Raw genomic sequence first — 12783 nt, 5'->3', positions numbered from 1 at the left:
TAAGCCTAAATTTTCTATCTCGTTGCTTTTCATTAGTATTCATTATGGAATGAAGTCTTTTGTATTAGTAATCTTAATTCTTGTGAGTTCTCTGAGGAAGATTTCTCCTTTTTGTTAGATAACTTTCTAGAATCTCGAAAAGGTGGCGCGTACCATGTTTCGTAATCGAATTAAAAAATAAAATGATGTCGTTTTTATTTATTTGTCATGTCAGATACGACAGAACGTCTGAATGCCTAGACCTAAATTAATTAGACAAAATGAGTTTCCTTATCACGTAACTTCTCGAACTAATAATAAAGTTCCTTTTCCACTACCAATGTATCATGTTTGGGATTTAGCTAAGCAGGCATTAGCTTATGCTCGGAAAAATGTTAATGTTGAAATAAATTGTTTCGTTTTAATGAATAATCATTATCACTTACTCATTACAACTCCTAATGAGAATCTTGATAGGTTTATGATGTATTTTAATCTCAAACTCTCAAAACTAATCAGTCAAAATGCTAGAGTAATAAATCATAAATTCAGTAATCGCTATAAGTGGACAATTGTGTCCAATCAGGACTATTTACAAAATGTATATCGTTATATTTATCAAAATCCTCTAAGAGTAAATATTGTAGAAAGATGCATTGATTATCCATATAGTTCTCTACACTTCACAAGCTTTGAAGCTCGCTTGTTAAACTATAGGCCACATTTTAAGTATGCAGATGAGGTGTCTTTTTATGAACGAAGATTTTCAAGTAACTTAACTAATATAATTAGCACTTCTTTAAAAAGGAGTGTTTTTAAAATCCCTCTTAGTGTAAGTACTCATGATCGCAAGATGTTGAAATCCTGAAAAGGTGGCGCGTACCTTAAAGGTCGCGTACCTTCGCAAGAAGTAAGATCAAACCTTGTTGGCAGAATTTATTTTTCAAACGCATACGATCTCCGCGAAACTCGTATCTTTGCGCCGATACACCTTCACTTGTGGCAACACCGATGCAAACAGTACCTACTGGTTTTCCAGGAGTCGCACCACCTGGGCCCGCAATTCCAGTATAAGAAATGGCAATATCAACACCTAGGGCCTTGCGAGAACCAGTGGCCATCTCAGTTGCTGTTTCAATGCTAACGGCGCCATGGTTCTTGAGCGTTTCTTCTTTGACGTGAATAATATTTTCTTTCACGGAGTTAGCATAACTGACGACTCCTCCAAGAAAGACTGAAGATGAGCCTGAGACATTTGTTATTGTTGAGCTGGCAAGTCCGCCTGTACAGCTTTCTGCAAAGCCAATTGTCAGCTCTTTTGCCTTTGCTTCTTCAACAATGACTTCTTCGATTGAGCGAAGGCCATATGTCCAAATATTATTTTTAATTTCAGTTGCCTCAATAATGTCACGGATCTTTTGTCGTGAGTCTTCATTTTGATGCTCTGGTTTTAGATTTATTGTAATGTCCACACCTGAGATAATTGGGAGGGAGCTTACCTTGCCAAATTGTTCGAGGTCTTCCCAAAGGTTAGGGCAAAGTTTAAAGAAGATTGTTTCTTCTGGGATACTGTGAGTACGGCAAACAAAGAGTTCATGAGAGCTTTCTGCTCGGTCCTTAAGCATAGGAACAATGCTATCTCGAATCATGGTTTGGCATTCGCGTGGTACACCTGGGGTACAAAAGATTTCACAGCTTCCAAGTTTTGCATGAATTCCTGGAGCGAGTCCTGAAGGATTATAAATGGGAGAGGTGTCTTTTGGGAGTAGGTGGTAATTACTTGATTCACGTGAAAATGTTCTGCCAAAAGCTTCGTATTGTCTTATGGCGACCTTTTCTGCCTCGAGGTTCTCAACAAGTTCAACTCCTAGTGCATTTGCAACAATGGATTTTGTTAAGTCATCTTTTGTTGGCCCTAGCCCTCCTGTAATGATAAGAAAGTCATTTTCAGTGGCCTGTTTTTTAATTTCCTGAGTTACTTGATCAAATTTGTCTCCTAGGACTGTGCACTTTTTGAAGTCAAATCCAAGGGGAGCGATCTCTTTTGCAAGTATTTGCAAGTTAAGATCATTAATTTTTGCATTTAGCAGCTCGTCACCAATGATTATTTGGGAAATTTTGGCCATGTTAATCCTTTAATTTGGGCAAGATAGGTTATAATATACGCTGATTATTTTATCACATAACTTTATCATATAGAGAAAGAAAGAGTACGAATGAGTAAAATTACGAATTTTAAATTAGACTACGATCAAGACCTAGAGTTTTACCTAAATAAGAACTTTCCAGGTTTTGCTGATTATCGAATCCATAATAAGGCCCTTGATGCTCGTGGTGCAAATCGCGGAAAGAAGCCTATCTATAATTATAAAGTAGAAATTATTTATCCAGGAGAAGAGTTTTCGGCCTACCGTGAACAATTTAATTTTCTTGATAACTTTTCGCAAACACCAATTATTATCGGTGCAGGACCTGCTGGTCTTTTTTGCGCTCTACGCTTAGCTGAGTATGGAATCAAGTCAGTGATTATTGAAAGGGGAGATCGTGCACATAATCGTATGAAGCATATCGCTCGCTTTTGGCGCTATAATGAATTTGATGATGATAATAACGTATGCTTTGGTGAAGGTGGCGCTGGGCTGTTTTCTGATGGAAAGTTGATTACGCGTATTAAGTCACCTTACGTCCAATACGTAATGAATCGTTTTGTTGACTTTGGTGCACCTCCTGAGACGGCCTACGTTTCTAACCCACACTTAGGTTCGAATAAGATTCGAGGACTGATTAAAAAAATCACGGATCACTTAAAAGACAAAGGTTGTGAGATTCACTATAACGTAAAAGTTGATGAAGTTCTTTTTGAAGAAGATAAGAAAGTCGCAGGTGTAAAGCTTAGTGACGGAAGAATTCTGGAGAGTAATAATGTTGTTCTAGCAACAGGGCACTCGGCAAAAGAAATTTACTATCATTTGAAAGATAAAGAAGTTGCTATGGAAGCAAAAGACTTTGCTGTAGGTGTTCGTATTGAGCACCGTCGTACGCAAGTCGACTTCCTTCAGTATGGGCGTTTTGTACAAGAAAATCTTGGTGCCGCACGCTACAAGCTTACTTATCATAATAAAAATGTTGATAAAGGAACATACTCATTTTGTATGTGTCCTGGTGGTTACGTTCTGTCATCTGGAACAGATGCGGATGGTATTGTTGTAAACGGAATGAGTAACTTTGCTAGAAACTCACCGTGGTCGAATTCGGCCCTTGTTGTCTCTGTAAACGCAGGGAAAGACTTTGGCCTTGACGATGTTTTAAATGGCCACTACTTTCAACGCGATATTGAAAAGAAGGCCTATGAGGCTTCTGTTGCAAATGCTACAGGAAAAGAGATTCCTTCTCAAAGAGTTCAAGACTTTCTTGATGGACGAGTTTCAAAAGATCTTCCAAAGACATCTTGTCCTTCAGGGATTTTCTCTCATAACTTAACAACGATCTTACCTGAATTTATTGCACAAGGTTTACGTGAAGGTTTAGAGTCTTTTGATAAGAAAATGAAGGGCTTTGTTAATAATGATGCTCTTTTATTAGCGCCTGAAACTCGTACTTCTGCACCTGTGACAATTAAAAGAAGTCGGGCAACATTTGAGTCTGATTCTCACAAAGGCCTATATCCTTGTGGAGAAGGTGCGGGCTATGCAGGTGGAATTACATCTGCTGCTGTTGATGGTGTTAAAGTTGCCATGGCCATGATTCGTAAAGAAAAAAATATCTAAAGAAAATACTCTGCAACTGCAAATAATCCATTTTGAATAACTAAGAAGTGAACAGAATGATTAGTTGGGTTGTAGAGAATTTTTCTCTGTGATGAATAACAACTAACCTGTGCATCCCAACTTAATTCAGTCTCGATATCATCTGTAAAATTATACTGCCAAAGCTTATTACTTGAACAATAGTAATAATACTCTTTCGAATTATGGCGTACGTGAGTGAAGCCGTTAGTCGTTCTTGGTAGCATTGTGTAATCAACAATATTTCCATCGCCGCCTTTTACCATAACTCGCGCAGAGCTTGTCTGTTTAAACATCCAGCCTAGTGTTGAGTCGTAGTGTGCATTAACCATTCCACCATAAGTTGGTACACGAGATGTTGCTAAAGGCGTTCCAGCACTATAGAAACTTCCTCTTTCTGTATCAGGCATCCCCGCAAAGTGTGACTGACGGTAGCTATCGCTCATATCATATAGTTTAATAAATGCATCAGAAGTCGTTGATCCGTTATAACGTGACTTGTGAAGCATGAGCTCGCCATTTGCCACCCCAAGGATTTGCTCGTTATACCAGTCAAATTTAATATCTGTTCCGACGAGTCCATCGGATGCAGCATCAAAGTACCAAGTGGCACCACTTCCAATAACACGTGTATTCGTTAATGTTGTTCTGCTGTAGCGATTTACACCTGAACCAACATCATCAAAAATATCTCCTGTCGTTCGATCAACGGAAAAGCTATATGATCTCGCTGAGTAACCACCAACAATAGTTTCAATGGTTCCACCAATTGTAAATTCTCTGTATGTTCCTGAAACGTAATCTCCGACAACGATTGTGTTGTCTTGGCCGTTATCTTTACCCCAATCAATTTGCCAAGAGGCCGAGATACGAGCAGATAGTGCACTTTCTCCATCTCCTGAAGAAGAGAATTGTCCTGCTAGAGTTACGACATTACCACTATCATCTAATGTTCTAATAAGGCCATGGTCATTAAAATAGATTTTACCTTGTTGGTTAACAAAATAACCTTGAAGATCAATAGGGCATGACGTTGCCGCAGTCCCATCTGCACATGGCGTACTTGAAGTCGAGTCTGTACCTAGAACTCTTGTGTACGTATTAGTGACATGGTCATAGTGCATAAGGTTTCTGCCGTGATTATAATCAAAGTAGATCTTACCATCTAATCCTGTTTTATATATTGAACGATAACCTGTGTAGATATCATAAGGAGCTATAGCATTGTAAGTTGTTGTCGGTGTTCCTGATGCATAGTCTAGTCTAGCGACACGGTAATGAGTATTTCCTGTGACAGGCTTATGAACTGATACATGCATATGCTCAAGCGTTGAGTTAACCGCATTATAGGCGATGGCCATATTTGTAACACTTCTTCCAGACCAACTATAAGTGTCTTCATTGTAGATACCGACACCATCGATTTGAATACGATTGACTATATTCTCGCTTGCATCAAAGTGAAACCAATTGCGATCAGTATTACTTGAAGTACTTCTAAAGTAGAGGTCGCCGTTTGGTAGAGGGATAAGCGTACCATGAAAGCGGTGAAAGCTTGCAATGTCGATTGCACTTGGTGCGAAACTTGTTCCTGGATTAGAGTTCGAACCTCCACCGACTAGAGTCGATATTTGCCAAGGAGTCGTATTCATATCAATACGTCTAATACTTCCCTTATCAACAATAAGAAGCCCATTGTTGTAGTCAAGAGTAATGGCATTTGCAAAGCCAATTGTGGCATTCTCAATTGATCCGCCATCTCCACTTGGTGTACCTGTTGTTGGTAGTAATTCTTTAATAATTCCTGTGGCAGGATCTACCCATAAGAGACCAGCATCTAGGTCACGATAGAATATATCTCCACGATCAGTAACTACCGTTGAGAATAGGTCAATTTCATATGTTGAATTTCCGTCTTTGAAAATAACTGAACGTCCACTTCCGCCAATTCCTTTTTCAGTACTTCCTGCAATAATTCTAAAGTTAGATTCATTAAGAGGTGCCGAAGTCATAAAGGTTTCACTTCCGTCGCTATCAAGTGCCACTACTCTGATCTTATAAACAGCATTAGTAGGTGAAAGTGCTGTTAGTTTGATACAGCCTGTTTCTTGGGCAGAAATCGTACAACCGCTTCCTTGAATATTGGCAACACTATCCATTAGAAGCTCATATTTCTCTTCTGTGCCATCCATATAAGAATAGTAAATACTAATTGGATTGGTTGCTAATCCCTCATTATCAATGGCCTTCCATTTAACGTAGATATCACTGTTTTGAGGGGCCTGAAGTTGTGCAAGCGTGGCCGGTGAGCTTGGTGTATTTGTATTCGTTGCACTAATGTTAAAAATTTCAGGAGGTGTTCCTGGCATATAATTAATCGACTCTTTATCTACACCAACTACTTGAGTATTAGTTGAAATATTTCCAGCAGCATCGGCGGCCCATGCATAAACACTATAGCTATTAGTGACAAAACCAATTCTTACATAGAGATTGTCTGCACTTGTGATTGTTAAATTCTTCGTTCTTTTTGCCTCTGGAAGTGTTGTGAAGCATTCATCATTAATACTTGAAGGCGCTGTTGTATCATCATACTTGAGACAAATATACGTAATATCTGAAGCAGAGTCCGCTGCAGTCAGATCAACTTGAACATTATTATTTCCAGTTGTTGTTGCACCACCATTTAATGAGATTGAAGAAATTGTCGGTGCTGTTCCATCAATGACAAAAGTCTTCTGCACCGTCGTGCTATGTCCTGCTGCATCTGTAAAGCTTACTTCAAAGACGGCATTATTAACTTCACTTCCTAGTGTGATATCAGTCGAGTAGCTCTTTGAAATATTCTCACTTGTAACAGCTGCTACTGCCGTTAGATTTTGCCAAGAGCTTCCATCAAAGAATCTTAAAGCGAAATCATTTGCACCAGCATCAATATGTTTCTCTGTTAGTGTCCACGAAAATGTCTTTGTTGTGCTTTGCCCATATGATGTAAATGTATCGTGAGCAAGTTGTGGCGCTGTCGAGTCGATCCAGAATGTATTCGATTCAACTGTGTTAGTATTTCCAGCAAGGTCACTAAGTGAGACCCTTACTTTTGCGTCTTCAATATCTAGTGCTGGAACTGTCCATGCTTGTGTAAAAGTCGTATTTGATAATGGGCCAACACTTGCATTTAGTGATGAAGTGATATTTACCCAAGCACTCCCATTCCAATAGTCAATTGTATGTGTTTGAGCAGCTGAAATATTATCTTCCGTAATATCCCATGAAAGTGTAACTCCATTTGATCCTGCTTGATTAGCAACGGTGGCAATCGAGATTGTAGGGGCTATCGTATCATAGTAAACAGAGATATCTGTTGATGTTAGCGATACGTTACCATTTACATCCTTAGACCATGCCTTAAGAGTATGGAGTCCTTGATTTGTATTGGCCAAGGTATATGTAATGGCCGATGCTGTTGTTGAACAAGACTGCCAAGAGCTATCTGCAGGAGTAGGTTGAGTTCCTTCATTAATTAGGACAAAGCTTATGTCACTACATGAGCTAACTGTAAGATTAGTATTCGTTGAATTCGTATAAAGAGCAGAGCTAAGTGCAATAGTCGGTGGTGCTGAAGGAGTCTTGTCTGCTACTGTAATTGTGACAGTCGCTGAACTAAGGGCATCTGTAGTTGTGTCATTGGCAATAAATGAGAATGTATCAACACCATTGAAGTTTATATTTGAAGTATAAGTACAGGTAAGGTCTGTGCCGTAACTTCCTGTTGTAATACAATTTGTAAGAGAGCCGTTTGTTGGCATCGATGTTATTTTATAAGCTAAGCTATCTCCATCAACATCTGTTGCATTTGATAGAGTAATACTTAGTGGAGTGTTGTCATCTGTTGAGAAACTTTGATCCAATGCCATCACTGGAGCATCATTAATTGCTGTCACATCTATTGTTACAGTTGCTGTATTCGAGTCTAAGCTTGCATCACTAGCTTTATAAGTGAATGTATCTTGGCCATTGAAATTAGCATTTGGCGTATAAGTACAGGCCCTTGAATTTCCCTCGTCACAGACAAGAGTACCGCTAGAAGTTGTCGAAACGATAGTGTAAGTCAGAGCATCGTTTTCAATATCTGAAGCTGCATTTAAGTCAAAGCTTACTGAATTGTCTTCTGTTGTTAAAACACTTTGTGTTGCTGTTAGGACGGGAGCGTCGTTTACAGCGGCAATATTAATTGTAACTGTTGCCTGTGTAGGAGAGTCCGCTAACGTGTCATTAGCTCGATATGTAAATGAATCAGTCCCGTTAAAATTTAAATTCGGTGTGTAGTCACAAGTAACGTCAGTTGAGTAGCTTCCACTTGTAATACAATTTGATAGTGTCCCATTCGTAGGAGCTGTAATAAGCTTGTACTGAAGTGTTTGTGCCGGTACATCAATATCAGTCGCACTATTAAGTGTGAAACTTACAAGAGTGTCTTCATTTGTTGATTCACTTTGGTCACTACCAATTAGAGGCGCATCGTTTTCTGATGAGATTGTGATTGTTGCTGTTGCAGTATTTGAATCAAGATTTCCATCATTAACTTTATATGTAAAAGTATCAACTCCGTTGAAGTTTGCTGAAGGCATATACTGACAATCTCTTGAAGTCCCCCCCGTACAAGTTAAAACACCATTAGAAGTCGTTGATACGATAATATAGTCTAGAGTATCGGCTTCAATATCACTTCCTGTATTTAGCGTGAAAGCAAGAAGTGTATCTTCTGCTGTTGTTAGTGTCTGAGTTGAAGAAAGTATCGGAGCATCATTTACGGCCGTTGTATTTATTGTAACTGTTGCCTGGCCAATTGAGTCGTATTGGCCATCGTTAACAATATAGGTAAATGTGTCTGAGCCGTTATGGTCTGCATTAGGTGTGTAAGTACAACTTAGATCCGAAGTATAACCACCTGTTGTAAAACAATTTGATAACGTTCCATTTAAAGGTGGCGTGATTAACTTATAGCTTAATTCAGCACTAGTATTGTCTATGTCTGATGAATCAGTAAGAGTGAAGTTTAAAACATTGTCTTCTGTTGCAATAAAAGTCTCATTTGCTGCGATTGTAGGCCTATCATTCACGTTTGCAACATTAATATTAACGATCGCAATATTTGAATCCAGCTCTGAGTCGTTTGCCTTATATGTAAAGCTATCGCTACCTGTGAAGTTGAGGTTAGGTGTATATGTACAAGCTGTCGTGCCAGCGCTACAAGTCAGAGTTCCATTCGACGGTTGTGTTTCAATTGAATAAGTTAATGAGAATGAATCTGGGTCTACTCCTTGTGTTAAACTAAAATCTAAATTTGAGTCTTCCGTAGCACTAATTGTTTGTGGAGTGGCCAAAGTAGGAGCGTCATTTACTTGATTAATATCGATTTCATAGCTTTTTTCGTGGAAAGGAAAATTTGTATCGACACGATCATTCCCACTTTGCTTCTTTCCTACCTTAAGTGTGATCGTTGCCTTTGGAAGAGTATTAGACGGAGGAGTGTAGTTCCAAGCATTCCCTGTTCCCGTTGAGACACCATCAACAAACCATTCATAGGCAACTTGGTAAGTTGAGTCCCAGTGATCTGCAAGTGCAGAATACGAAGCCGAAACCCCTTCATCCATAAAGGTTGCTGTTAGAATTGTTTTAATCTTAGGCTTTGAGCTTTTTAGGACTTCAAGGTTTTCACCATCTGTTAACTCGTTAAAAGTGTTTTGTATTTCGTTATCACTTTCAATTTGTGTATAGGCATCTTCAAGATTAGTCAGATTTTCATCAAGAGTTTTTGATAGGGCCTCTTCTGCTTCCTCTAATTTCTTTGTGAAGCTTGCATCTGTTGAGTAATCAATACTAGTTGAGGGTAGTTGGGCAAGTATTGTTGAAGCTGCTGTAATATTCTGGTTCTTATAGAAACTTGTGACGATTTTTTCTAGTTCGATATCGCAACCTAGAAGCTTGATCTTGTAGCGTGCTGGTGCTGTTAGGTCTAAATCAAGCTCATTAATATTAAATTCAAATTGAGTGGACGTTGCAATCGTCTCTAAATCAATTGGATTGTCTTCGAGAATAGACATCGTAACCGTATCAAAGATTGCAACCTTTGGATCAGGGCAAGTCGTCGCTGCATACGCGCTGAACTGGCGTGAGAAAAAATTTGTATGCGTGATCACTCCGTTAAGTGGGGGTACTAAACCCTGTAGCCTTGGTGTCGGAGGGATATATGGATCAGACGATGAAGATGAAGATGAAGATGAGCTCTTTGAATTCGAGCTTGATGATGTATTTGACTCTTCCTGTGATTGTACTGTTGGTTGGTAATAAAAGCTTGTTCCAGATGATCCGGATGATCCTGACGCTCCCGCTATTTTCTTATCTTCACTCTTGTTGCTTTCTGTTGGCGAGTAGCTAGAAGAGGCCATATCACGATTATTTGAATAAGCAGGAGTTGCGTTACTTGTTTCTGTATAACTACTTTCACCTGAGCTAATTTCTCCTGTCGAGACAACAGAATCATTCTGATAATTATTATTAAGATATGCCGGTGACGAGTTGACGTTTTCTCCCGAATCTTTAGTTGGAGTCGTCTTCTTTGCAATGAATCTTTTCTTTACTGAACTTATTGAATTTGCTGAATTGGAAGCTGGTTTACGTTTTTGATTGTTTTCGTCATCGACAACAATTTGATTTATTGAGTTTGTGGTGTTTGAAGCAACTAGACTATCGTCATTCGAATTTCTATTCGTCAATAGTAGGGCCAGCGTGAGTATGACGAGGGCCGATATTGCCTTTAATTTCAAACTTGTTCCTATCCTGTTTACGTACCACTAATAATCGTCAAGTTCATATCGGTAAATTCACATACTTTTTAAGTACTTTTTGATAGTAACAGATTTCTATTATATTAAAGAATTCAGTAGTTTAGGTGGGGAACTTGGCCATTTCCTATAAGAAATAGCCATTCTTCTTTGGCAGTTGCTAACTATTTAAGATAACAGCTCAAAAAGCTCTTCAATCTTTTCATTGAGAACACTCTTTTTTTGATTTAGTCCTGCGATCAATTGATTCTTTTCATCGTCCATATTTGAATAATCAAAACGAGATAGAAGTTCATCAATTTTTGTAATTTGTTCTTCAATATCCATGATTTCAGCTTCAACTTTATCGGTATCTACTTTTGGTTTTATCTCGACTTTAACTTCTTCAATAACTTGAGGGCCAACGTCTTCTTGTTGTTGGTTTTCTAGATTTTTTTCAATCTCACGGGCCTCAAGGTATGGACGAACAAAAGTAAATCCACTTGAGAACTTTGTGACGGATTGATTTTCAATTAACCAGACACGATTTGTGATATTTTCTAAGAATGATCTGTCGTGAGAGATGATAATAACAGTTCCTTGGAACTCAGAAAGTTTCTGTTCTAAAATTTCAATCGACTCAATATCAAGGTCATTTGTTGGCTCATCAAAGATCCAAATATCAGCTTCATTCTTTAAGTTAAGTGCAAGTTGAAGTCGATTTAGCTCTCCACCTGAAAAGCTAGATAGAGGACGATAGAGCTCGCCGCGATCAAAGAGGAAATTTTGAAAATAACTAGCGACGTGAATTGAGCGGCCATTTTTAAAATGAATAAAGTCTTCACCTTCACCTAGAAGATCATATGGTGACTTTGATAAATCAAACTCATCTCTCTTTTGTGAAAAAAGACAAACCTTCAAGTCATCTGCTCTTTTGATTGTACCACTGATATTAGTTAAGCGATCTGCGACTAGTTTCATTAGAGTTGATTTACCAACTCCGTTTTCACCCAAGACACCAATCTTGTCTCCTTTAAAAACTGAAAGGTTTAGCCCTTTAAATAGCGGAGCTTTATTTTCAAAACCAAAAGAAACGTCTTTGAATTGGACAAGTTGTTTTGTTTTTCGATTACTATCATTCATGGCCAGATCAAGTTGACTGCGTGCCTGATCCTTTAACTTTTGGACAGCTTTTGATAAGTCGTTAAAGTTTTCGACACGCTTTTTGGAGCGAGTTCCACGGGCCTTAATCCCTTGGCGCATCCAGGCCGTTTCACGCCTAAGCGAGTTCTTTAGTTTTGTTAAAGAGTTTAACCTGAGTTCTTCCTGGGCAGCTGTAAACTCAAGGTACTCGGCGTATGTTCCTTTAAAAGGAGATACAATACCCGCATGAATGTGAAAGATTTTCGTCGTAACTTTTGAAAGTAAGTATCTATCGTGGGAGATGATAACGTGAGTCTTATTAGACTTCATGATCTCATCTTCAAATTGTTCAATTGTTTCAAAGTCTAAGTGGTTTGTTGGCTCATCCCATAGGATAAGGTTTTGCTTTGCCGTTAATCCAAGACTTAATTGAATCTTTTTCTGTTCTCCACCTGAGAGACCTTTTACCTTAACATGAAGATCAGTTAGGCCAAAGGCCTTGATGTAACTTTCGTAATTATTTTTGAGCTCCCAGTAATTTCTGTGCTCAAGCTCTTCCATGATTTCATTTTGTTTCTCAAGCCCCTTATCTGTTGATAAGTCTAGAGTTAGTAAATCATCATTGAGTTTTTTTAAATCACGATATTGAAAATAAAAATATTCAGCAATCGTGATGTCGTCATTAGGTATTGTAAAATTTTGATCGACTTTGAAAACATTAAACTCGAGAGTCGGGCCCTGTGCCTTCGTGGCCTTTTCAAATGTAAATGGGGGAGTTGAGGAGTCTGGTGCTAATTCTTCGTTAATAATTTTTAGTAGCGAAGATTTTCCCATTCCATTTAGGCCAATGAGACCAATTTTGTCCCCGTGCTCAATATAGAATTGTGCGTTATTGAAAATGACTTTCTGCCCAAAGGCAAGATTGATGTTTTTTAAGTTACAAAGGATCGACATGTGTCAAATCTAACCTATTTTTAGTCATTTGGCCCAAAAAATTCTCGTCCATTTTCTAGCCGAAGTGGAGCCTCTTAGGTATGATAATGCCTTTAATA

General features: G+C 38.6%; 5 protein-coding genes. 2 read left to right on the top strand and 3 right to left on the bottom strand.

Annotation, left to right across the window (positions count from 1 at the left end; all coding sequences use genetic code 11):
* Positions 1–232 precede the first annotated feature (232 nt).
* On the top strand, positions 233–847 hold the full coding sequence (locus ABMA78_RS00160; protein ID WP_392855833.1) for a transposase: 615 nt from the start codon (positions 233–235) through the stop codon (positions 845–847).
* A 16-nt stretch (positions 848–863) separates the two neighbouring features.
* Here ABMA78_RS00160 and ABMA78_RS00155 read toward each other — a convergent pair whose 3' ends face one another.
* Positions 864–2105 carry a CinA family nicotinamide mononucleotide deamidase-related protein gene (locus ABMA78_RS00155; protein WP_392855832.1) on the bottom strand — a complete coding sequence of 414 codons (1242 nt, stop codon included), beginning with the start codon at positions 2103–2105 and terminating at the stop codon, positions 864–866.
* Positions 2106–2195: 90 nt separating this feature from the next.
* Between ABMA78_RS00155 and ABMA78_RS00150 the strand changes: the two genes are divergently transcribed.
* On the top strand, positions 2196–3746 hold the full coding sequence (locus tag ABMA78_RS00150; protein WP_392855830.1) for an NAD(P)/FAD-dependent oxidoreductase: 1551 nt from the start codon (positions 2196–2198) through the stop codon (positions 3744–3746).
* Here ABMA78_RS00150 and ABMA78_RS00145 read toward each other — a convergent pair.
* Together ABMA78_RS00145 and ABMA78_RS00140 are read right to left on the bottom strand one after the other, a co-directional pair.
* Positions 3743–10591, bottom strand: a complete 6849-nt coding sequence (locus ABMA78_RS00145; protein WP_392855827.1) for a tandem-95 repeat protein — start codon at positions 10589–10591, stop codon at positions 3743–3745. The genes ABMA78_RS00150 and ABMA78_RS00145 overlap by 4 nt on opposite strands.
* 186 nt (positions 10592–10777) lie before the next feature.
* On the bottom strand, positions 10778–12685 hold the full coding sequence (locus tag ABMA78_RS00140; RefSeq protein WP_392855825.1) for an ABC-F family ATP-binding cassette domain-containing protein: 1908 nt from the start codon (positions 12683–12685) through the stop codon (positions 10778–10780).
* Positions 12686–12783: the final 98 nt, after the last annotated feature.

Source organism: Halobacteriovorax sp. RZ-2 (genome assembly GCF_043196685.1).
Classification (GTDB): domain Bacteria; phylum Bdellovibrionota; class Bacteriovoracia; order Bacteriovoracales; family Bacteriovoracaceae; genus Halobacteriovorax_A.
Note: the sequence above shows the minus strand (reverse complement) of the source record. Positions and strands in the feature narration are given on the sequence as shown.

What these genes read in the sequence shown, in the direction of transcription:
- ABMA78_RS00160 (WP_392855833.1), top strand. Translation starts at nt 233, where the DNA reads ATGCCTAGACCTAAATTAATTAGACAAAATGAGTTTCCTTATCACGTA.
- ABMA78_RS00155 (WP_392855832.1), bottom strand. Translation starts at nt 2,105, where the DNA reads ATGGCCAAAATTTCCCAAATAATCATTGGTGACGAGCTGCTAAATGCA.
- ABMA78_RS00150 (WP_392855830.1), top strand. Translation starts at nt 2,196, where the DNA reads ATGAGTAAAATTACGAATTTTAAATTAGACTACGATCAAGACCTAGAG.
- ABMA78_RS00140 (WP_392855825.1), bottom strand. Translation starts at nt 12,685, where the DNA reads ATGTCGATCCTTTGTAACTTAAAAAACATCAATCTTGCCTTTGGGCAG.